Raw genomic sequence first — 21537 nt, 5'->3', positions numbered from 1 at the left:
TGTTTACCCTTAACGTTGGCTGAGAATCTGTTGTTCATAATGACGGACGTCGCCTAACCAGCCGGCTCCCGCCGGGACGTCATGGCGCAGGCACCAGGCTTCCCAGACCGCCTGCCACGGCAGGGATTTCTGCTCTTCCAGCAGCGCCAAGCGGGCGGTGTAGTCGCCCTCGACTTCCAGTTTTTTCAGCCGATCGACCGGCTCCAGCAGCGCGCGCAGCAGCGCTTTTTTCGCATTGCGCGTGCCGATGACCCAGGCGGCGATGCGGTTGATGGAGGCATCGAAGAAGTCCAGGCCGATGTGCACCTTGTCAAACAGCTTCTGGCGGACAATTTCGCTGGCGATCGCCTGGGTTTCATCATCCAGCAGCACCACGTGATCGCTGTCCCAGCGCACCGGGCGGCTGACGTGCAGCAGCAGGCGCGGTACGTAAAGCATGGCGGTAGAGATCTTGTCGGAAATCACTTCGGTCGGATGGAAATGCCCGGCGTCCAGCGTCAGCGCGGTCTGGCGGCTGGCGGCGTAGCCGAGGCAGAATTCGTTGGAGCCGACGGTGTAGCTCTCGGCACCGATGCCGAACAGCTTGCTTTCCACGGCGTCGATATGGTGCGCCGGGTTCAGTTTTTCGCTGATGATCTCGTCCAGCGAATTCATCAGGCGCTGGCGCGGTGCCAGACGATCCACCGTCAGATCCTTCATGCCGTCCGGCACCCAGATATTCATCACCGACGGCGTACCCAGCTGCTCGCCAAACCAGGCAGAGATTTTGCGGCTGGCCTTGCAGTGTTCGATCCAGAACTGGCGAATTTCAGCGTTGGCATGGGCCAGGGTAAAACCATCGGCGCTTAATGCGTGCGAGAAGCAGGTCGGGTTAAAATCCAGCCCGATCTTCTGCTGCTTCGCCCACGCCACCCAGCCGGCAAAATGCTCGGGTTTGATTTCATGGCGATCCACCGCCTGCTCGCTTTCCAGATAGATGGCGTGCAGATTGAGGCGTTTCGGGCCGGGGATCAGCGCCATGGCCTGTTCCAGGTCGGCACGCAGTTCGTCCGCGCTGCGGGCGCGTCCCGGGTAATTACCGGTGGCCTGAATGCCGCCGGTCAGCGCGCCCTGCGGGTTTTCAAAACCGCGCACGTCATCACCCTGCCAGCAGTGCATGGAAACCGGTAAGCGATCGAGCTGCGCCAGCGCGGCTTCCACATCAATACCGATATCGGCAAAGCGCTGCTTCGCCAGCGCGTAGGCCTGTTCAATAGCCTGGGTCATATACATAGCTCCTTATCTGAGTGGGTCAGTGACTGAAAGCGTGCCTGACTGCGGCGAAACGCCTCACTGCCCTGGGAATCAAAACGAATGAGGGGGAAATTATGGGTAATCAGCTGGCGGAAGGCGCTGACGTCCGCCACATCGCCCGCGGCAATCAGCTGGCAGCCGATATTACCGAGCGTGGAGGCTTCAACCGGCCCGGCATACACCGGAATGCCGCAGGCATTGGCGCATAGCTGGTTAAGAAACTGGTTCTGACAGCCCCCGCCGACGATATGCAGCTGGCTGAACGCCCTGCCGCGCAGGCGTTCCAGCTGCTGCAGGACTTCCCGGTAGTACAGCGCCAGGCTGTCGAAAATACAGCGGGCCAGCTCGGCGGGCGTGGCCGGTACCAGCATCGCCTGTTCGGCGCAGGCGTCCTGAATTTCACGCACCATGCTGGCCGGATTCAGGAAGCGATCGTCATTGGGATTGATCAGCCACTGGCAAACCGGCTGCCGTTCGGCATCGGCAATCAGCTGGCAGAGATCGTCAATCGCCAGCTCGTCGCAAACACGCTGCAGCAGCCACAGCCCCATGATATTTTTCAGCACCCGATAGCGGCCTTCGGCCCCGCCTTCGTTGGTGATATTGGCGGCCAGCGCCGCCTTCGAGGTAAACGGCTCTCGGCTCTCAAAGCCCATCAGTGACCAGGTGCCCGAGCTGAGATACGCGGCCTGCGCATCGGCCAGCGGAGCCGCCAGTACCGCACTGGCGGTATCATGCGTGGCGACCGCAATCACCGGAATCGCCTTTCCTGACGGGCTGTGCCAGTGCCCCACCTCGCGCCCCGGCTGCGACGGCAGACCGAACCACGCCGGATTTGCCCCGGTCCAGTTCAGCAGATCGCGGTCCCACTCGCCGCTGCGGATGTTCAGCAGCTGGGTGGTGGTGGCGTTGGTGTATTCCCAGTTCAGCTTTCCGGTCAGACGGAAGTGCAGATAGTCGGGGATCAGCAGCGCATGTGCCACGCGGGTCAGTTCCGGCGGGTTATCGCGGCACAGCGCGCGCAGCTGATAAAGGGTATTAAACGGCAGAAACTGAATGCCGGTGCGCTGATAGATAGCGTCGTGGCCCAGCTCCCGGGCCGCCTCGGTCATCACGCCGTGGGTGCGTTCATCGCGATAGGCGATCGGCAGCCCCACACGTTCGCCCTGCTCGTCCAGCAGCACATAGTCCACGCCCCAGGTATCAATACCGATGCTGTCAACCCGGATCCCCCGGCGATCGAGCTTCTCCAGCGCGGCAACGATAAACGCTTCCAGCGCATCCAGATCCCAGCACTGATGATTATCGACGGTGACCAGCTGATTCACACAGCGGCTCACCTCTTCGAGGGTGATGCTCTGGCTGTGTAGATCGTGGCGGGCCAGGATCACGCGACCACTGGATGCGCCAAGGTCAATAGCCACAAGGTGACGAACAGTCATTTGATTTACTTCCTGATGATTCAATGTCACCAGTGTAAAACAGCGTAGTTTCGCCACCTTCTTGTTACTGCCAGCGGATTTCCCCTGCTGGCAGGATGGCAAAGATGAACGTGAAGCAGTTCACATTTTCGCATCCTGTCCCCTTGGCAGGGCGGGATGTGATGCCTGCCGCAATTCTCAATCTTTCCCGTCGTTTCTTTAAAAATTAGCGCCATGGCGGGGATTTAACGTCAAAAATTCAAGGTGGCAGCGCTCACGGCTTCGTACACTCTGTTGCAGGCATGTTACGAGGAAACCATCATGACCGTGTTACACAGCGCCGATTTTTTCCCCTCCGGGCACAGCCCGGTGGCTATCGAACCCCGCGCGCCGCAGGGGGCGTTCCCGGAGCATCATCACGATGATTTTCACGAAATTGTCATCGTCGAACAGGGTTCCGGGATCCACGTCTTCAACGGCCAGTCGCAGCCGCTGTGCAGCGGCTGCGTGTGCTTCGTGCGTAATCATGACCGCCATATGTATGAGCAAACGGAGAATCTGACGCTGACCAACGTGCTGTTTCGCGGGCCGGAGTCGTTCCGTTTTCTTACTGGGCTACAGCACCTGCTGCCCGCCGAGCACGATGGGGTTTACCCCTCGCACTGGCGCATCGGTAATAAAGTGCTGGCCCAGGCCAGACAGTTGATCGAGGGGCTGGTTAATTCCCCGCACCGTGCGGGCATCGCTGGACAGGCGGAGCAGGAAATGCGCTTTATGCAGCTGCTGGTGCTGCTGCAACAGGGCTGCAGCGCCGCGCAGGGCGACGATCAGGATGGCCGCCTGCGCGCGCTGCTCGACTGGCTGGCCGAGCACTACAGCGAAGAGATTGACTGGGAAAATCTGGCGGACAGCTTCTCGCTGTCCCTGCGCACGCTGCATCGCCAGCTGAAGCAGCAGACCGGCAGTACCCCGCAGCGCTACCTCAATCGTTTGCGTCTGCTGGAGGCGCGCCACCTGCTGCGCCACAGTGAGATGCGGGTGACGGATATTGCCTTCCACTGCGGTTTTGGTGACAGCAATCACTTTTCTACGCTGTTTAAACGCGAGTTTGGCTGCTCACCGCGTACACTGCGGCAAAATGACTGAAAAGGACATGCATGGTGACTGCCCCTCTGCGGCTGGCCAAAGCCGACTATATTCCCGCCGAACAGATGCCGGTTGCGGTGGCCGAACGCACGCCGCAGCCCTCCTTTCCGCCCCACGTTCACGAGTTTAATGAGATCGTGCTGGTCTGGCGCGGTAACGGCCTTCACGTGATGAACGATCGTCCCTGGCCGGTGACCTGCGGGGATATCTTTTATCTGCACGCCGACGACTGCCACAGCTACGAATCGGTGCAGGATCTGGTGCTGGATAATATTATCTACTGCCCGGAACGCTTCCAGCTGGCGCTGGACTGGCAGCAGCTGTTGCCCGCCCGCCACGAAGGATGCTGGCGGTTGACCACCCGCGGGATGGCGCTGGCGCGCGGGGTGATTAAGCAGCTGGAAGTGGAAAGCCGCAAAAGCGACCTGCTTTCAAGACAGCTGACCGAAGCGCTGTTCCTGCAGCTGGCGCTCATTTTACAGCGCCATCGCTACGCCTCCGATCTGCCGTGGCAGTTGCCGGAGGGCGAACAGCTGGATCTGCTGATGGCGGCGCTTCAGGGCCATATCGCCAGCCCGTTCGATCTCGCCACGTTTTGCCAGCAGCATCGCCTGTCAGAGCGGGCGCTCAAGCAGCTGTTCCGCCAGCAAACCGGCATGACTATTGGTCACTATCTGCGCCAGCTGCAGCTGTGCCAGGCGAAATACCTGCTGCGCAGCGGCGATCTGCTGATTGGCGAAGTCGCCTCGCGCTGCGGGTTTGATGACAGTAATTACTTCTCGGTGGTATTCACCCGTGAAACCGGCTTCACGCCCAGCGCCTGGCGTCAGCGCTTTATCAGCAGCGGCGAGGCGCAGCGCCTGCATAATGCAAAAGGCTGACCCGGAGGCCAGCCTTTTTGTGACAACGTCACGATAACGCTATGACACCATTCCCATCCCCACGATGTTAGCCGCAAGGATAATCACCACGCAGCCCACGCTCAGCACGCGTACCGGCCTGCGCCCGACGTTGCTCCACTCTTTCAGCAGCAGGCCCACCAGGCCACCGCACAGTACGTAGAAGCTCATATGCAGCATCCAGCTGACGAAATCATACTGCGCCGGTATGCGGGCGTGGCCCCAGGCATAGAAGAAGAACTGCAGATACCACATCGTGCCGCCGAGCAGCGACAGGCCGATGTTAGCGAACAGCAGCGGTTTTGCCACCGAGAAGTCGGCTTTGACCGACAGGTTCGATTTGGTGGCCAGGCGAATGAAGCAGTAGCCGAGGTTAATCAGCGCCCCGCCGCCCATAATCACCACGTAGCTCGGCAGCGCCACGTACAGCGGGTCAATACCCGCGGCGGCGGCGGCTTCGTGCATCGGTTTCGCCGCGTCCATCGCGAATGACATACCGGCGGAGAAAATACCGCACAGCACCGCCAGCACAAGACCTTTCTTGAGATTAAAGTCTTCCGCCGCAATGCCCATCGCCCGCTCTTTCAGCAGCCCGGCGCGGGAAACAATCGCCACGCCAACCAGCGCCACCAGCACGCCGAGCAGCGTCAGCCGACCGCCGGTAGAGCTGAACAGCTCAACGAAGCGCCCCTGTAAGAGCGGCGTCATCAGCGTGCCGACTACCAGCGTAATGCCGATGGCAATGCCGATGCCCATCGACATGCCGAGGTAGCGCATGGTTAAACCGTAGTTAATGTTACCAATGCCCCACATCGCGCCAAACAGAAACACCGGCATCAACTGGGAGAGAGAGAACGAACTGTAGTAGCCCCAGAAGCTGGGCAGCAGCATGGCGCTGATTGCCCACGGCAGGATGATCCACGACATCACACCGCCCACCGACCACATGGTTTCCCACGACCAGTTGCGGACCTTCTTTAATGGAGCATAAAAGCAGGCGGCGCTGGCTGCACCGACCAGATGCCACAGAATACCCGAGAGAATGGCTTCACTCATTTTGTTTACCTTCGTTGTTGTTTGCCCTGTATGACGAAGGAGTCTACGGATAAGCGCCACCGGGCAACCTTACGCTGGCTGCCCCACCGGCGGCAGATCTGGCAAAATTCAGCGCCTTCAGCCGACTTCGATCACAATTCGCTCATCTGATGTCCGGCGGCCACATCCACCCGGATTTTCGTTAAGTTGCTCATAATTATCACTAAATAGTAAAAATGCCAGATCGGGCATCTGCTTCTTTTCGTTTTTGCCACCCGTCTCTCATTGCTGGCAGCCAGATCAAGGTGATTACTCCTCGGCTGTAGCACTTTCTAAGACCTGTAACAGTTATTCTGCTGTTAATTAACACACCGATAAAAAATGCGTCACGGAGAACCAGCCATGAACCCAGTTCAGCAACAAATGTATATCAACGGTCAGTTTGTCGAGAATCGTTCCGACCGCTGGATAGAGGTGATCAACCCGGCCACCGAGGCGCTGCTGTCGCGCATCCCGGAAGGCAGCGTTGAGGATGCGCAGCGCGCCATTGACACCGCAGCTGATGCACAGCCGGGCTGGGAGGCGCTGCCGGCCATCGAGCGCGGCAACTGGCTGCGTAAAATCGCCGCGGGCGTGCGCCAGCGTGCGGCGGAACTGACCGCGACGATCGTTGCCGAAGGCGGTAAAACGCAGGAACTGGCCGAAACCGAGGTGTTTTTTACCGCCGACTACCTCGACTATATGGCCGAGTGGGCGCGCCGCTACGAGGGTGAGATCGTGCAAAGCGACCGCCCGCAGGAAAACATCCTGGTGTTCAAAAAGGCAATTGGCGTCACCACCGGGATCCTGCCGTGGAACTTTCCGTTCTTCCTGATCGCCCGCAAGGCGGCCCCGGCGCTGCTGACCGGCAATACCATTGTGATCAAACCGAGCGAGCTGACGCCCAACAACGCGATTATCTTCGCTGAAATCGTCAATGAGATCGGCCTGCCCGCCGGGGTGTTTAACCTCGTGACCGGCTACGGCCCGGTCATTGGCCAGGAGCTGGCGGCCAACCCGAAAGTCGGGCTGGTCAGCCTGACCGGCAGCGTGAACGCCGGGATCGCCACCATGAAGGCGGCGGCGCAGAACGTCACCAGGGTATCGTTAGAGCTGGGCGGCAAAGCCCCGGCTATCGTGATGAACGATGCCGATTTAGACCTGGCCGTGAAGGCCATCGTTGCCTCACGCATGATCAACACCGGGCAGGTGTGCAACTGCGCCGAACGGCTCTACGTGCAGGAGGGCGTTTACGATGAGGTGGTGAAGCGCCTGACCGCCGCGTTTGAGCAGGTTACCTTTGGCGATCCTGCCAAGCAAAAAGGGCTGGATATGGGTCCGCTGATCACCGCCGCTGCCCTGCAGCGCGTGGAGCAGAAGGTCACCGATGCGGTAGCGGCAGGCGCGACGGTGGTCACCGGCGGCAAACGTGCGGGCAGCACCGGGTTCTTCTTCGAACCCACGCTGCTGACCAACGTCAGCCAGAAGATGAACATCATGCAGGAAGAGACGTTTGGCCCGGTGCTGCCGGTGATGAAGTTCAGCACCTTCGAGGAAGCGATCGCGCTGGCCAACGACAGCGAGTACGGCCTGACCTCATCAATCTTTACGCAGAACCTGAATACTGCCATGCAGGCGCTGAAGCAGCTGAAGTTTGGCGAAACCTATATCAACCGCGAAAACTTCGAGGCGATGCAGGGCTTCCATGCCGGATGGCGTAAATCCGGCATCGGCGGTGCCGACGGGCGTCACGGCCTGGAAGAGTATCTGCAAACCCACGTTGCCTATCTGCAATATCAGTAATTCACTGCCGCGCGGCGTCTCCACCGACGAGACGCTGCCGCTCCACGCTTTATGCCCTCATGCCGCTGTTGTATTTCTGCAGCGTTATGTTCCTGCCGCATATCGTTATCAGATCAACTCGCTAAGCCGCCTTCATGCATTTTGATATGTTTTTCTGACAGCGCTTATCACTTCGGGAAATAACATGAACAAAGCACTTCTTAGCGGCCTGATTAGCGGCCTGGTAATTGCCACCAGCGTTTCGGCTACCGCAGCGGAAAAACTGCCGGAAACGGTGAATATCGGCTATCAGAAAGCCAACATCTTTGCCCTGCTGAAATATCGCGGCACGCTGGATGAACAGTTTAAAAAACAGGGGATCGCGGTGAAGTGGGTGGAATTCCCCGCCGGTCCGCAGATGCTGGAAGGGCTGAACGTCGGCAGCATCGATCTGGCCGCCACGGGCGATGCCCCGCCAACCTTTGCCCAGGCGGCGAAAGCCGATCTGGTGTACCTCGGCCACTCTCCGGCGAACCCAAAAACGGAAGCGATTGTCGTTCCTGAAAATTCGCCGGTGAAATCGGTTGCCGATCTGAAAGGCAAGCGCGTGGCGCTGAATAAAGGCTCGGACGTTAACTATCTGCTGGTTCGCGCGCTGGAAGATGCCGGACTGAGCTACAAAGATATCACCCCGGTTTATCTGCCTCCGGCGGATGCCCGCGCCGCATTTCAGCGCGGTGCGGTGGATGCCTGGGTGATCTGGGACCCGTTCCTGTCTGAGGTGGAAACCAATGCCAAAGCCCGACTGGTGAAGAACGCCGAAGGGCTGGTACCGCACTACACCTTCTATCTTGCCAGCCGTAAATTTGCCGATACCTGGCCGCAAACCGCGAAGCAGGTGGTGGATGAGTTAGGCACGCTCAGCCAGTGGGCGAACGGCCATCCGCAGGAGGCGGCGAAGATCCTTTCCACCTCGACCGGCCTGCCGGAACCGATCTGGCAGCGGGCGCTGGCGAGAATGCCGTACGGCGCAGAGCGCATGACCCCGAAGGTCTTTGCCGAACAGCAGGCGCTGGCGGATAAATTTACCCAGATCGGTCTGCTGCCGGTGAAAGTGGACGTCAGCAGCGCAACCTGGTCGCTGGATAAGTAATTTTTATTGCCGATGGTTAGAGATGCCGGGCAGCGATGCCCGGCAAAGGCGGTTATGGCGCACTCACCCCTTTTCCCATGCGTCTCTGGCGCGCAATGTCGATTTCTACCGCCATTCTGATGGCCTCCTTCTGTAACGCGATCGCGTCGATTTGCTTTTCCATACTTTCCAGCCGCGCCTCCAGTGCTTTTATGTTCTCAGGATTGCGTTCATATTTTAATTGCACCTCCGGCTCGATCATCTCCATTTTTATTTGGTGGATGCGCTGATTATGCGACTCCGTCTTTTCACCGATGATTCTGTTTTTCTCGTTGTACCAGTGCAGACTTTCATTGACCTGCGCCAGACCGGCGTTGGTACTGGATAACACGCTGGACACCGTGCTGGAAACCGGGCCGGGCTCCTGCTGTTTTTTAGCAGATAACTTCATCAACAAACCGGAAATGACAATAACCGGCACGGCCACGTAGGTTAAATAAACACCAACATAGGTCACGGTCAGTAACGTCAGGACGTAAAGAATCAATGTGGAATAAAAAACGTATTTTGAGAATGCGTGCATGCTTCAGACCAGAGTGGGGGTTGACGGTAATACAATTAAGCTAAAATTTTGCTCTATGCCGCACAACTCGTCCAGCCGTTTCTCATTCAGCATCTCAGAGTGACGTGAACGGCCTGAGCATCATTTAACTGGCGTGAAACAGGATCCCCTTCAAACAATCACAAATTCGTATGCCCGAAATTCTGAATTCTGTTGCACAACAGGGCACCTTCTCTCACGATAGGTAGAACGTTCTACTAAAACGTTCTACTCACAACAATAGCGCATCATCTGCGCAGAATAATGGTCGGTAATCGGGGGAAATCGGGATGGGACTGTTATCAGGGTTTATTAAATCGCTATCAAAGCTGTCGATGATTGGCCGCGCGCTTATGCTGCCAATTTCACTGCTGCCTGCCGCCGGTCTGCTGCTGGCATTCGGTGATAAGTTCCACCTGCCGCTGATGATGAACGCGGGCGGGGTGATCTTCGACAACCTGCCGCTGCTGTTCGCCATCGGTTCGGCGGTGGGCCTGGCGTCGGAATCGGGTATCGCTGCCCTTTCCGCCGCCGTTTCGGTGTTTATTACCAACATCACCATCGGCACCGTGCTGTCAATTACGCCAGAAATGGCGGCGCAGGGCGGAAAATATGCCATGGTGGTCGGCATCCCGACCCTGCAAATGGGCGTTTTCGGTGGGCTGATCTGCGGTATTCTCGCCGCCTGGTGCTATAACCGCTTCCATACGCTGCAGCTGCCGGAATTCCTCGGCTTCTTTTCCGGTAAGCGCTTTGTGGCGATAGCGACGGCGTTTATGTCGTTTATCCTCGGCCTGCTGCTGCCCTATGTCTGGCAGCATATTCAGGCGGGGATCGATGCCCTGTCGGTGATCGTCAACGGTGATAACCAGGCCGCGTCGACCTTTATCTTTGGTCTGGTGGAGCGCGCGCTGATCCCGCTCGGCCTGCACCATATCTGGTATCCGTCGTTCTGGTACTCTTTCGGCGACTACACCACGCAGGCCGGTCAGGTGATCCACGGCGACCAGACCATCTGGTTCAAAATGCTGGAAGAAGGCACCAAATCCTTCAGCAGCAGCACCTATCAGAACGCCGGTAAGTTTATGCAGGGTGAGTTTCCGCTGATGCTGTTCGCGCTGCCCGCCGCCTGCCTGGCGATGTACCACGAGGCGCATACCAAAAACAAAAAGATTGCCGCCGGTATCCTGTTCTCCGCCGCGCTGACCTGTTTCCTGACCGGGATTACCGAACCGGTTGAGTTCACCTTTATCTTCGTCGCACCGATTCTGTACGTTTTCAACGCCATCATGGCCGGTCTGGCCTACATGTGTATGTATCTGCTGCATGCGCATATTGCCAAGTCCTTCTCCGCCGGGCTGATCGACTACATCTCCTTCGGCATCCTGCCGTCGTTTAACGGATATCAGACCAACTTCCTCAGCGCGGTGATGATTGGCGTGCCGATGGCGCTGATTTACTACTTCACCTTCCGCTTTGTGATCCGCCGCTTTGACGTGAAAACGCCGGGCCGCACGGAAATCTCGGTCAATGCCAGCGATAAAACCGATGACGAACTGGTCAGCGAGATTATTGGCCTGCTGGGCGGAGCGAAAAATATCGATTCCGTCGGTTCCTGTATCACCCGCCTGCGTATCGAAGTGCTCAACGGCGATCGCGTGGATAAAGAGGGGCTGAACGGCGTGGGCGCACGCGGCGTGGTGTTCGTTGGCGACAAGGGCGTACAGGTGATTTTCGGCGCACGCGCGCAGTTTATTGCCCAGGCGATGTCAACAACGCTTGGCAAATAGCCCGGTGCTGTTAAGGTAGCTAAGCCTCCCGTATCTTTACGGGGGGCTTTACTGTTTCTGTCTGATTATTCTGGTGTTTCAGGGAGCGCGTTTGAAAAAGGTCAGCATTATTGATGTCGCTAAACTGGCGGGCGTTTCCGTCTCAACCGTGTCTCTGGTGCTGCGCCAGAAGGGAAAAATTTCCGAAGCGACCATCGAACGCGTCCACTCGGCGATAAATGAGCTGGGCTACGTGCATAATGTCGCCGCGGCAAACCTGCGCTCCAGTACCTCAAACCTGATTGGGCTGATCCTGCGGGATTTCAGCGACAGCTTTTCTATTAAGGTGATGGCCAGCATCGTCAAGGAACTGGAGCGTGAGGGCTTTATGGCGTTTCTCGGCCAGCCGCAGGATGACCAGCAGCACCTCGAGCGCTGCCTGCTCTCCTTCAAACAGCAGGGCGTGGCGGGCGTGATCTATCTGGCCAGTGATGCGACCACCGACCGCCTGCCGGAAAAAATTTGCCAGTGTCCGCTGCCGCTGGTGGTGGTCTCGCAGGCACTGCCGGAACAGCCCTGCAACCTGGTGATGCGCGATAACCGCCAGGCGGCCAGCATGGCAATTCGCTATCTTATCGATCGCGGGCACCGCAACATCGCCTATATCGGCGGGATGGAAAACGATCGGGTGCGCCACCAGCGTCTGCTGGGCATGCACGGCGCGCTAAAGCAGAACGGGCTGGCGCTGCGCGATGAGTTCACGCCCGCCTGCCAGGAAAGCACCCATTCGGTCAGCCTGGCTACCCGCCAGCTATTGGAAAAGAACAACACCATTACCGCGCTGCTGTGCCATTCGCCGACGGCGATCATTGGCGCGATCGGCGGCATTCATCAGGTGGGGCGCACCGTCGGTAAGGACGTGTTCCTCACCCAGCAGGTGGCGTTGATTGGCTTTGAGGATATGCTGCACGTTAATCTCACCTCGCCGTCGTTTACCTATGTTTCCTCAGCCAGTGAGGAGACCGGTCGCCAGGCCGCGGGACTGATGATGCGCAGGCTGAAAGAGCCGGAGCTGCAAACCCAGCGCATCACCCTTTCCGGCCAGTTGGTAATCCAACAATCAGCCTAGCGACCTTTCTTCTTACGTCCCGGCTGAGCAAAGCGCTTACGCCCGGCAGCAGCAGCTGCACCCGCGCTTTTCTCGCCGGGTTTAGATGCCGGTTTGGCCGCCGGCTTTTTCTGCGGTGAGGATTTCGGCGGAGATTTTTTGGCCGTAGCGTCTTCCGAGCTGGAGTCTTCGATCAGCTTAAACAGGTCGATCAGCTCATCATCGGTCAGATCGCGCCATTCGCCCGGCGGCACGCCCTTCAGGCTGACGTTCATGATGCGCGTACGTTCCAGCTTGGTGACTTCATAGCCGAAGTGCTCGGCCATTCGGCGGATCTGGCGGTTAAGCCCCTGAACCAGAATGATGCGGAAAACGAAGGTCGACTCTTTCTTCACCTTACATTTTTTGGTCACCGTGCCCAGCATCGGCACTCCGGCACCCAGCCCGCGAATAAACTCTTCGGTAACCGGCTTGTTGACGGTGACCAGGTATTCTTTCTCGTGGTTGTTCCCGGCGCGCAGGATCTTATTCACCAGGTCGCCGTGGTTAGTCAGGAAGATCAGCCCCTGCGAGTCTTTATCCAGTCGCCCGATCGGGAATATGCGCTTGCTGTGGTTAACGAAATCGACAATGTTGTCTTTCTCGCCGTCTTCGGTGGTACTGACGATACCCACCGGTTTGTTCAGTGCAATCAGCACCAGATCTTCGGCATCACGGGGTTCAATCAGTTGACCGTTCACTTTAACTACGTCACCGTCCGACACCCGATCGCCCACCGTGGCGCGCTTGCCGTTGATGAAAACATTTCCCTGTTCGATATAGCGGTCGGCATCGCGGCGAGAGCAGATACCGCTTTCGCTGATGTATTTATTAAGACGTGTGGATGAGTTGGTCAGCATGTTACCCCCGTGCAAAAAAGCGGACTATACCTTACCGCCGGGCAAGCCTGGAGTAAAAAATGCAGATTTTGTCGAAAGCGCGGCATTCCGCGGCCGTCGGGCCGTTTTTTCGGCACACGGCGCGGAATACCGCGCTTTAATAATACGCAAAAAGCAGGCTTAACACCCGGAACCGTCAGCGGCGTTGGAGCCAGCCAGTAGCTGGTTGGCAACGCTTTCGGCATGCTCGGCCACCTGCGGCAGCCCCATCAGTTCGCCGAAGCGGCCGCGCGCGGCGGGGCCGGCCACCCAGAGATGCAGATTCGGTGCGCCAAAGCGGTTAACGGCCTGCGAACGGCCATTCACCTTAATACCCAGCGCCAGCTCGTCCGGTTGGATTACGCCGTCCAGCGCCAGCTGGTGCAGCAGCGCATCGCTTTGCAGCAGCCCGCCGTGCGCCGGACCGGTGGTGACGATCAGCCGATCAACCTTCAGGGTGCGAGGCGCGCCGCGCCGGGGCTGCAACGCCAGCCGGATGGCGCGTCCTTCCGCCGTCACGGTTTTCAGGCGTGCGGCCAGTACCGCCAGCTGACCGCTGGTCTGCCACTGCTCCAGCACCGCATTGACCTGCGGAGCGATGCGGTAGCGGTGAACGTCCCACCATGGTCGCAGATGGCGCAGAAAACGCCGCTGTTCGGACAGCGAAAGCCGCTGCCAGATCGCCTGGCCGTTTACGCGAACATCATCCAGCACCAGCTGCCACGGCAGCCGTTCTTCGGCGGCCGCGTTCACCTCGCGGCGAATACGTCGCAGCCAGCCGAGCGCGGTGTCCGGCTGAGGCGACGCATAATCCAGCGCTCTCGGCTCAAAGCTGCCGCTGAGATTGGAACGCGGCAGCAGCCCGCGCCGGGAGAAAGCGACGATCGACCCGCGATGCCCGTGACGGTGTAACGTCGCGACGGTGTCGGCCATGGTCAGACCGCTGCCGATAATCGCGATGGATTCATCCGGCGCGATATCCGCCAGCGCGTTGTGACGCCACGGATCGGCAATCAGCCTCGGATGCCCTTCCAGCGCCAGCGCGATTGCACGCGGCAGCGCGGGCGGCGGATGACTGATCGCCAGCACCAGCTCATCTGCCCGCAGTCGTTCACCGCCTGCGGTAACGACTTCACCGTTTTCCAGCGCCACGGCGCGGTCGCGCAGATGGCGCAAATCCACCGCTGATTCCCTTTGCACCTCGGCAAACAGCCCGGCGATCCAGGCGGCAAACTGGCCGCGCTGCGGATAAACCCGCCCGTCCTGCCAGCGCGCCGCCGGATCCTCGGCATAAGCCGCCGAGGCGCGGAACCAGCGGTCGAAGTCGCCCTGTTCCGCAGCGGTCAACTGCATGCGATCGGCGGGCACGTTAATGCGGTGCGCCGGATCGCGACTGCCGTAGGCCACGCCCTGCGCCACGCCTTCGCGCGGTTCGATCACCGTGACCTTCAGCCCGGCACGACCGCCGCGCGCCAGATGGATAGCCAGCGCGGTGCCGCTGAAGCCGCCGCCGACGATCACGATATGGCGATCAGCCATGCGCCAGTTCCCGCTCTTTCTGCCGCTCCAGTTCGCGTACCAGCGGGATCACCTCGCGACCGAAGAACTCCACCTCTTCCTGGAAATGCAGGAAGCCCAGCAGCATCAGGCTCACGCCCGCCTCCTTCAGCGCGATAATGCGTTCGGCGATCTGCTGCGGCGTGCCGATCAGGTTGGTTTTGAAGCCGTCGTTGTACTGCACCAAATCCTCCAGGGTCGATTTTGCCCAGTTGCCTTCGCCCTCCGGTGAGGCGCTGCCGGCATTTTTCACCTCGTGCTGGAAGCCTTTGACCGCGTCCGGGTTGGCGTGGTCGAGGATCTCCTGCAGCACCTGCTGCGCTTCTTCCTCGCTATCGCGGGCGATAACAAAGCCGTTAACGCCGACTTTGACCTGGTGCTGATTATAGGCCGCCTTGCGCTGGATATCCTCCACCTGCTGACGGATGCCGTCCACGGTGTTGCCGTTGGTGAAGTACCAGTCCGATACGCGTGAGGCCATATCGCGGGCGGCGCGGGAGCTGCCGCCCTGGAAAATTTCCGGGCGCGGCGACAGCGGTTTGGGCTTCAGCGAATAGTCGCGATAGCGGTAGAAATCACCGGCGAAGGTAAAGCTCTCCTCCTGCCAGATGCCCTTCAGGCAGCGGATAAACTCTTCCGAGCGCAGGTAGCGCTCTTCGTGATCCAGCCACGGTTCACCGATGGCTTTGAATTCGCCACGGAACCAGCCGCTGACGACGTTGACCGCGATGCGCGCGTTGCTCAAATGGCTGATGGTGGCGATCTGCTTGGCGGCCAGCGTCGGGTTCCACGGACCGGGCAGCAGCGCGGCAATCACTTTGAGTTTTTCCGTCGCGCCCAGCAGGCCCTGCGAAAAGCTGACCGATTCGTGCTGGTTATCCGCGCCGTATCCGGCGGTAAAGCGGATCTGGGTTAGCGCATAGTCAAACCCGGCGCGCTCGGCAATCTGCGCCAGCTTGCGGTTATAGTCAAAATCCCAGCTGGTGCGCTGCGGAATATTGCTGATCACCAGGCCGCCGGACACGTTCGGCACCCAGTAGGCGAATTGAATAGGTTGTTGGCTCATTGTTGTTCTCCTCAGCTCACGCTGGTCTGTTTTTGTGGCCGGCGGTCGCCGCCAATCGTTTCACCAAATGGTCCGGTATTGACCGTTCCCTGACGTTTTTCACCGTTTGTCGCCAGCGGCAGCAGCGGCATGACCAGCTCGGCAAAGCGGTGTGCTTCTTCAAGATGCGGATAGCCGGAGAAGATAAAGTTGGTGATCCCCAGTGCCTGATATTCGCGGATACGTGCTGCAACCTGCTGCGGGTTCCCCACCAGTGCGGTGCCCGCCCCGCCGCGAACCAGGCCGACCCCCGCCCACAGGTTTGGCGCAATGCGCAGATCGTCGCGCGATCCGCTGTGCAGCGCGCTCATTCGCGCCTGGCCAGTAGAGTCCATGCGGGCAAAGATTTTCTGCGCGCTGGCGATGGTTTCGTCATCCAGATGGGCAATCAGCTTATCGGCAGCGGCCCAGGCCTCTTCTTCGGTTTCCCGCACGATAACGTGCAGGCGGATGCCGTAGTCGAGTTGACGACCGCGCTGTTCGGCGCGCTGACGCACCACCGCCAGCTTTTCAGCCAACTGCTCCAGCGGTTCGCCCCACGTCAGGTAGGTATCCACCTGATTGGCTGCCACGTCGATCGCCTCATCCGACGAGCCGCCGAAATAGAGCGGCGGGCCATTTTCCTGCACCGGCGGGAAGAGGATTTCAGCGCCTTCCACGCGGATATGCGCGCCGTCGTAATCCACCTTTTCGCCTTTCAGCAGGCGGGTATAGACATCGAGAAATTCGCGGGTGACCTGATAGCGATCGGCGTGGCTGAGGAAGATGCCGTCACCGCGGTTCTCTACCGGATCGCCGCCGGTGACCACGTTGATTAAAAGCCGCCCCTCCGACAAACGATCGAGGGTGGCGGCCATGCGCGCGGCGAGGCTTGGCGGCTGTAAGCCCGGGCGCACCGCCACCAGATAGCGCAGGCGACGGGTCATCGGGGCCAGCGCCGAGGCGACCAGCCACGAATCCTCACAGCTTTTTCCCGTGGGGATCAGTACGCCGTAGTAACCAAGATTGTCCGCCGCTAACGCAACCTGCTGTAAATAAGGCAGATCGACCGCCCGCCCGCCTTCGGCGGTCCCCAGGTAGCGCCCGTCGCCGTGGGTAGGCAGAAACCAGAATACGTTGATGTTGTCCTGTACCGACTCGCTCATTTGCCATTTCCTATATAACTACATCTGAATTTATTCATTAGAAAATACCGCTTTGGTTATAAAACACTAAGCAGGAAGCATGCCAGTTCTCAATTTGATTTTTATCGTTAACAATCAGTATTTTAAAATTATTTCCATCGACATTTTTTGCTGCAAATGCAGCAGCAAATGATGTTGGCCTGCTGCAATTGCAGCAGCCGGGCCCTTTACCCCTCTCGTCGCCGCCTCCGCGCCAGGCTACTCTGGCCGCAGACGCTATCCCGCAGGAGTGAACCATGCAGAATCCCGCCCCCATACTGATCGACCCGGCCTCCATCGCCTTTCAAAGCGTGCTGGACCGGCTGGCCCCGACCGACGCCACGGTGCTGATCGTCGGCGAAACCGGCACCGGTAAAGAGGTGGTGGCGCGCTATCTGCATCATCACAGCGCGCGGCGCGGCCAGCCGTTTCTGGCGGTGAACTGCGGGGCGCTGACCGAATCGCTGGCGGAATCGGAGCTGTTTGGTCACGAAAAAGGCGCGTTTACCGGCGCGGCCGAACGCCATCAGGGCTGGTTTGAGGCGGCGGAAGGCGGCACCCTGCTGCTGGATGAAATCGGTGAGCTGAGCCTGCCGCTGCAGGTGAAGCTGCTGAGGGTACTGCAGGAGCGTGAGGTCACCCGTGTGGGATCGCGCCGCCCGGTGAAGGTTAACGTGCGGGTAATTGCCGCCACCCACGTCGATCTGGCGCAGGCGATCCGCGAACGCCGCTTCAGGGAAGACCTGTATTATCGCCTGAACGTGGCTGCGGTGACCCTGCCGCCGCTGCGCCAGCGCCGCGAGGATATTCCGCTGCTGGCGGACCATTTCCTTAAGGTGTATGCCACACGGCTCGGGCGGCCGCAGCTGCGGCTGGCGGAAGATAGCGTCGCCACGCTGATGGACTATCCGTGGCCCGGCAATATCCGCGAGCTGGAAAATACCCTGCACAACGCGGTGCTGCTGAGCCGCGAGGCGGTTATCACGCCACAGCAGCTGCGGCTCAACCCGGTGGCGCTGGATCCGCAGCCCGCCAGCGAACTGGCGCTGGACCGCTTTCTGCGCCAGCAGCTGAGCGTCGACAGCGGGCAGATTTATCAGCGGGTGCTGGACTCGCTGGTGCGCAATGCGTTTGAACTCAGCGACGGCAACCAGCTGCAAACCGCCGCGATGCTCGGCGTCAGCCGCAACACGCTGCGCACCCACCTCGGCCATCTGGGGTTGATCAAGGCGCGGCGCAGCACAGCACGCGGTCAGCGCTTTGATGTGGCTCCGGCCGCGCCGCAGGAGCGTGAGCTGCGCATCGGCTATCAGAAGTTCGGCAATCTCGGCATTCTCAAGGCGCGGCAGAGCCTGGAAGCCGAGTTTGCCACCCGGGGCATCAGCGTGCTGTGGAGCGAATTTCCCGCCGGGCCGCAGCTGCTGCACGCGCTGACTCACCACGAGATCGATTTCGGCACCACCGGCGAGGTGCCGCCGGTGTTTGCCCAGGCCAGCGGCAGCCCCCTGCTTTACGTGGCGTGGGAACCGGCCGCGCCGCAGAGCGTGGCGCTGATGGTTGCCAACGACAGCCCAATTCGCACCATTGCCGATCTGCGCGGTAAGCGGATTGCGGTCAATAAAGGCTCCAACGTGCACTATCTGCTGGTGCAGATGCTGGATGAGGCGAATATGAGCCTGGCCGATGTGCGGGTGGTTTATGCGCCGCCGAAATATCCGCTGACGCCGAGCGATCATCACGCGGTGGATGCCTGGATGATGTGGGATCCGCTGCTCAGCGCGGCGGAATATGACGGACAGCTGCGGGTGGTGGGCGACGGGCGGGGCCGGGTGAACAATCATCAGTTTTATCTGACCCACCGTGACTTCGCCGCGCATTCCGCCGACCTGCTGCATACGCTGCTGGCGGCGCTGGAGCAAACCGGGCGTTATATTGACGGCAATCGCCGGGAGGCCAGTGCACTGCTGGCAACGGAGCTGGGGCTGGCACCACAGGCGCTGTCGGACGCGTTGGTGCGCCGCAGCCATCAGACGAAACGGATGGATCTGACAGTGATCCGTCAGCAGCAGGTCATCGCCGATCGCTTCTTCGCGCTGGGGCTGCTACCCCGTGCGGTCAGAGTGCGTGAAGCGATATGGCAGGATCATTCCGCCATATCGCCTGCTTATGATTAAGCGCTACGGGCCTACGGCTGGAGCAGCGCCGGATCGTTTAACAACCGCTGGTAGGCCGGCTGCGCCTGTGGCGCATTCCACTGTCCGTCAAACAGGGTGTACGTCACCCAGCCCCGGCTCAGCCATCCGCCATCGGTGTCACTGTTATCCGCCGCAAAAAGCTGCTGGTTTAAACTCTGCCGCGCTTTACCGTCGGGCAGAAGGTCATAATAGAACTGCGGCGTGGGGTGCAGTTCGTTAGCCACGTATTTCACGCCTTTAATCTCGCTCTTTGCCAGCGGCGGATAGTTGATGCTCAATCCGCTGCCTGCGGGCAGCAGAGGCTGACCGGGTTGCTGCTGTTTAGCCAGCGTGTCCACCACCCGCACCACGTAGTCCACCGATTCCGGCCAGTATTTTTTAGTCTGCGGCCAGCCGGCCTTCATCTCTTCCCGGGTCATGATATTGCCGACGCTGGCGGCAATCGCCGGATAGCCAAAGCGCAGGGCGCGGACCGCTGCGGCCAGCGTGCCAGAATTTAGCTGCGCCGCGCCGGTATTCGGCCCGTCATTAACCCCGGAGATCACCAGATCCGGTGGCGTATCTCGCAGCAGGCCGTGCAGGCCAAAATCGACGGAATCGGACGGTGTACCGGGGAAACAATACTGCCGGTCCGTGATTTTCTGGACCTCAAATTCCTTGCCCGGTTTGAAGGTGATCGCTGACCCGATCGCACTTTGATTGGTGGCCGGAGCGACCAGCCAGACATCATAGCCTTGTGCTGCCAGCTTCGATTGCAGACGGGTGATGCCCGGAGAATGACAGCCATCGTCATTCACCAGCAGGATCCGCAGTGGCGCGGCGTGAACCATACTCGCCACCGCCAGCGCGGCACCGGTCAGAGCTATCGTGACTACCTTTTTCATCTTACTCTCCTTGTTGTGATTGCTCGTTAAGCCGTTCAGAACAGCCCAAACTTATATTCAATACTGACCACGCTGCCAACGCTGCGGGAGTGATGATAGCCTTCTCCATCGACGGTCAGCGTCGGTTTGCCATGGGTATATTTCCAGCTGGTGCTCGGGCCAAGCGCGGCCAGCAGCGTCAGGCCGTGTAGCGACTCCGGTGCCCATGAGACAAAACCGCCAAACTCATATTCATGCAGCGAAACGCCCTGATAGCGCATGCCGTTGCCGTAATAGCCGTAGATCCCGGTCAGCCACTCGGGCGACAGCTGGTATTGCCCGTAAAGGTAAAACATCTGTTCGCCGTCATTAACGTAATCGTTGCCCGGCCCATCGGCCTTGCTGTTAAATGCCCCGCGGGTATTTTTCCCCATATGCCAGTAGAAGCGCCCGAGATTATTGCTGAGGTGCGCGCGGGTTTTCGACCAACCGAAACCGCCTTCAACCCGGTCGTTCTGCAGCCCGGCAAGGCCATAAAGGTGTTCGGCATGATGGTCGAAACCGCGCGCGCCCTCCCACTCACTCAGGCCGCTATTGCGATACCACACCCCGCGCAACAGTAGGTTCAACTCGGCCGTCAGCGGCTGTGTCCAGGCGGTTTCGATACCTTCCCGACGCAAATAGTCCTTACTTTCGCCCGCCACCAGCGTCACCGCCCGCCCTTTCTGTGGCTGCCAGGTCAGATCGCCGGTGGCGATGTAGTCGATACGTTTATTGCTTTTCAAGGTCCTGATATGACGTTTTTCGGGCTCATCGCGCTCGGAAAATTGATTGACGACCGCACCGCGGAGGTAAAACTGCTGGTAACGCGCCTCACCGCTGATACCCTGCCAGCTGCTGGGCGCAGCACGGCTGTGGGTCACGTTCAGTACGGCAAATTTATTAAGCTGCTGCCAGCCACCTTTCATTTTGAGGAAGTGCTGTTTATCTCCCCACTGCGTACGCAGGTAGAGCTGCCCCAGCTTTTGGAAACCTTCAGCATGACCATGATGATCCCGCACGAGGTCACGCCCGGCAAATGAGCGGTTGGCGTGCAGTTTACTGACACCATACCAGGAGGCATCCAGCCCCAGCCATTCCTGAAACCAGCCGCTGCGGTAATCGACCAGCAGCGCCTGAGCCCAGACATTCTGTGGGCCGATATCATCCTCCGCGAAAGCATTATTGGTGTTGACCATCCAGATATTTTTTAAGGTTAAATCCAGGTGGCTTTGTTGGAAAAATCCTTCTTCATCAGACGCGTTCGCCTGAATACCGCTGAGGGCAAAACCGCTAATTAGCAGTACCATCGCCCAATTAAGTTGCTTAACGTTCATTCCCTGCTCCCTGTCTGGCCTGTCCCGCATTGCTAAGGGAGCCGCATCATGCTGCCCCCACTTTGCAGGCAAAAAAAAACCTAAACCCCGGGCATGAAAACTCTTCATACGCGGGATTTAGGTTTTGCCTGCTATT

17 protein-coding genes are annotated in these 21537 nt (G+C 59.4%); 7 read left to right on the top strand and 10 right to left on the bottom strand.

Going from position 1 to position 21537, the window contains the following annotated elements; translation table 11 throughout:
* Positions 1 to 9: 9 nt before the first annotated feature.
* Both EC836_RS02590 and rhaB read right to left on the bottom strand, forming a co-directional pair.
* Positions 10 to 1266, bottom strand: coding sequence for an L-rhamnose isomerase (locus EC836_RS02590; RefSeq protein ID WP_123329858.1), 1257 nt, complete (start codon positions 1264 to 1266; stop codon positions 10 to 12).
* Positions 1263 to 2735 (bottom strand): rhamnulokinase, encoded by a 1473-nt coding sequence (gene rhaB / locus EC836_RS02585; protein ID WP_123329857.1) that lies wholly within the window; start codon positions 2733 to 2735, stop codon positions 1263 to 1265. Before rhaB ends, EC836_RS02590 begins: the two co-directional genes overlap by 4 nt.
* A 300-nt stretch (positions 2736 to 3035) precedes the next feature.
* Here rhaB and rhaS point away from each other — a divergent pair, with 300 nt between their 5' ends.
* Positions 3036 to 3860 carry an HTH-type transcriptional activator RhaS gene (gene rhaS / locus EC836_RS02580; protein ID WP_123329855.1) on the top strand — a complete coding sequence of 275 codons (825 nt, stop codon included), beginning with the start codon at positions 3036 to 3038 and terminating at the stop codon, positions 3858 to 3860.
* Between the two features lie 11 nt (positions 3861 to 3871).
* Complete coding sequence (gene rhaR / locus EC836_RS02575) at positions 3872 to 4741, top strand: HTH-type transcriptional activator RhaR (RefSeq protein ID WP_123329853.1); 870 nt, start codon at positions 3872 to 3874, stop codon at positions 4739 to 4741.
* Between the two features lie 39 nt (positions 4742 to 4780).
* Here the strand turns inward: rhaR and rhaT are convergent, their stop codons facing one another.
* Positions 4781 to 5815, bottom strand: a complete 1035-nt coding sequence (gene rhaT, locus EC836_RS02570) for an L-rhamnose/proton symporter RhaT (RefSeq protein WP_123329851.1) — start codon at positions 5813 to 5815, stop codon at positions 4781 to 4783.
* A gap of 381 nt (positions 5816 to 6196) precedes the next feature.
* Between rhaT and aldA the strand changes: the two genes are divergently transcribed.
* Together aldA and EC836_RS02560 are read left to right on the top strand one after the other, a co-directional pair.
* Positions 6197 to 7636 carry an aldehyde dehydrogenase gene (gene aldA / locus EC836_RS02565; protein ID WP_123329849.1) on the top strand — a complete coding sequence of 480 codons (1440 nt, stop codon included), beginning with the start codon at positions 6197 to 6199 and terminating at the stop codon, positions 7634 to 7636.
* Positions 7637 to 7820: 184 nt separating this feature from the next.
* Entirely contained in the window at positions 7821 to 8768 is a 948-nt protein-coding gene (locus EC836_RS02560) for a sulfonate ABC transporter substrate-binding protein (protein ID WP_123329847.1), read from the top strand.
* Between the two features lie 52 nt (positions 8769 to 8820).
* Here the strand turns inward: EC836_RS02560 and EC836_RS02555 are convergent, their stop codons facing one another.
* Entirely contained in the window at positions 8821 to 9330 is a 510-nt protein-coding gene (locus EC836_RS02555; RefSeq protein WP_123329845.1) for a hypothetical protein, read from the bottom strand.
* A gap of 308 nt (positions 9331 to 9638) precedes the next feature.
* On the opposite strand from EC836_RS02555, the gene EC836_RS02550 reads away from it, so the two are divergent.
* A complete protein-coding gene (locus EC836_RS02550) occupies positions 9639 to 11138 on the top strand; it encodes a PTS transporter subunit EIIC (protein ID WP_123329843.1) in 1500 nt (499 codons plus the stop codon).
* Between the two features lie 91 nt (positions 11139 to 11229).
* On the top strand, positions 11230 to 12246 hold the full coding sequence (locus tag EC836_RS02545; protein WP_123329841.1) for a substrate-binding domain-containing protein: 1017 nt from the start codon (positions 11230 to 11232) through the stop codon (positions 12244 to 12246).
* On the opposite strand, the gene rluF is transcribed toward EC836_RS02545, so the two are convergent.
* The 4 genes from rluF to ssuD all read right to left on the bottom strand — a co-directional run bounded on the left by rluF (position 12243) and on the right by ssuD (position 16949).
* Entirely contained in the window at positions 12243 to 13124 is an 882-nt protein-coding gene (gene rluF / locus EC836_RS02540) for a 23S rRNA pseudouridine(2604) synthase RluF (protein ID WP_123329839.1), read from the bottom strand. The genes EC836_RS02545 and rluF overlap by 4 nt on opposite strands.
* 159 nt (positions 13125 to 13283) lie before the next feature.
* A complete protein-coding gene (locus tag EC836_RS02535) occupies positions 13284 to 14681 on the bottom strand; it encodes an FAD/NAD(P)-binding protein (protein ID WP_123329837.1) in 1398 nt (465 codons plus the stop codon).
* On the bottom strand, positions 14674 to 15765 hold the full coding sequence (gene sfnG, locus EC836_RS02530; protein ID WP_123329835.1) for a dimethylsulfone monooxygenase SfnG: 1092 nt from the start codon (positions 15763 to 15765) through the stop codon (positions 14674 to 14676). The genes EC836_RS02535 and sfnG overlap by 8 nt, the downstream gene beginning before the upstream one ends.
* A gap of 11 nt (positions 15766 to 15776) precedes the next feature.
* Positions 15777 to 16949 (bottom strand): FMNH2-dependent alkanesulfonate monooxygenase, encoded by a 1173-nt coding sequence (ssuD, locus tag EC836_RS02525; RefSeq protein WP_123329834.1) that lies wholly within the window; start codon positions 16947 to 16949, stop codon positions 15777 to 15779.
* A gap of 275 nt (positions 16950 to 17224) precedes the next feature.
* Here ssuD and EC836_RS02520 point away from each other — a divergent pair, with 275 nt between their 5' ends.
* Positions 17225 to 19141: a sigma-54-dependent Fis family transcriptional regulator gene (locus EC836_RS02520; protein ID WP_123329831.1), complete on the top strand. Its 1917-nt coding sequence runs from the start codon at positions 17225 to 17227 to the stop codon at positions 19139 to 19141.
* Positions 19142 to 19152: 11 nt separating this feature from the next.
* On the opposite strand, the gene surE is transcribed toward EC836_RS02520, so the two are convergent.
* Positions 19153 to 20046 carry a 5'/3'-nucleotidase SurE gene (gene surE, locus EC836_RS02515; RefSeq protein WP_123329829.1) on the bottom strand — a complete coding sequence of 298 codons (894 nt, stop codon included), beginning with the start codon at positions 20044 to 20046 and terminating at the stop codon, positions 19153 to 19155.
* 35 nt (positions 20047 to 20081) lie between these two features.
* Complete coding sequence (locus EC836_RS02510; RefSeq protein WP_123329827.1) at positions 20082 to 21401, bottom strand: OprD family outer membrane porin; 1320 nt, start codon at positions 21399 to 21401, stop codon at positions 20082 to 20084.
* Positions 21402 to 21537 lie beyond the last annotated feature (136 nt).

Origin of the sequence: Erwinia sp. JUb26 (assembly GCF_003751505.1) — a bacterium.
GTDB lineage: Bacteria > Pseudomonadota > Gammaproteobacteria > Enterobacterales > Enterobacteriaceae > Erwinia.
This window is presented reverse-complemented; position numbering and strand designations above follow the sequence as displayed.

Bases quoted from the DNA above. Each gene is read 5' to 3' on its own strand.
- rhaS (WP_123329855.1), top strand. From the start codon at position 3,036: ATGACCGTGTTACACAGCGCCGATTTTTTCCCCTCCGGGCACAGCCCG.
- EC836_RS02590 (WP_123329858.1), bottom strand. From the start codon at position 1,266: ATGACCCAGGCTATTGAACAGGCCTACGCGCTGGCGAAGCAGCGCTTT.
- rluF (WP_123329839.1), bottom strand. From the start codon at position 13,124: ATGCTGACCAACTCATCCACACGTCTTAATAAATACATCAGCGAAAGC.
- sfnG (WP_123329835.1), bottom strand. From the start codon at position 15,765: ATGAGCCAACAACCTATTCAATTCGCCTACTGGGTGCCGAACGTGTCC.
- ssuD (WP_123329834.1), bottom strand. From the start codon at position 16,949: ATGAGCGAGTCGGTACAGGACAACATCAACGTATTCTGGTTTCTGCCT.
- rhaB (WP_123329857.1), bottom strand. From the start codon at position 2,735: ATGACTGTTCGTCACCTTGTGGCTATTGACCTTGGCGCATCCAGTGGT.
- rhaT (WP_123329851.1), bottom strand. From the start codon at position 5,815: ATGAGTGAAGCCATTCTCTCGGGTATTCTGTGGCATCTGGTCGGTGCA.
- EC836_RS02535 (WP_123329837.1), bottom strand. From the start codon at position 14,681: ATGGCTGATCGCCATATCGTGATCGTCGGCGGCGGCTTCAGCGGCACC.
- EC836_RS02555 (WP_123329845.1), bottom strand. From the start codon at position 9,330: ATGCACGCATTCTCAAAATACGTTTTTTATTCCACATTGATTCTTTAC.
- EC836_RS02520 (WP_123329831.1), top strand. From the start codon at position 17,225: ATGCAGAATCCCGCCCCCATACTGATCGACCCGGCCTCCATCGCCTTT.
- EC836_RS02510 (WP_123329827.1), bottom strand. From the start codon at position 21,401: ATGAACGTTAAGCAACTTAATTGGGCGATGGTACTGCTAATTAGCGGT.
- EC836_RS02550 (WP_123329843.1), top strand. From the start codon at position 9,639: ATGGGACTGTTATCAGGGTTTATTAAATCGCTATCAAAGCTGTCGATG.
- EC836_RS02560 (WP_123329847.1), top strand. From the start codon at position 7,821: ATGAACAAAGCACTTCTTAGCGGCCTGATTAGCGGCCTGGTAATTGCC.
- aldA (WP_123329849.1), top strand. From the start codon at position 6,197: ATGAACCCAGTTCAGCAACAAATGTATATCAACGGTCAGTTTGTCGAG.
- surE (WP_123329829.1), bottom strand. From the start codon at position 20,046: ATGAAAAAGGTAGTCACGATAGCTCTGACCGGTGCCGCGCTGGCGGTG.
- rhaR (WP_123329853.1), top strand. From the start codon at position 3,872: ATGGTGACTGCCCCTCTGCGGCTGGCCAAAGCCGACTATATTCCCGCC.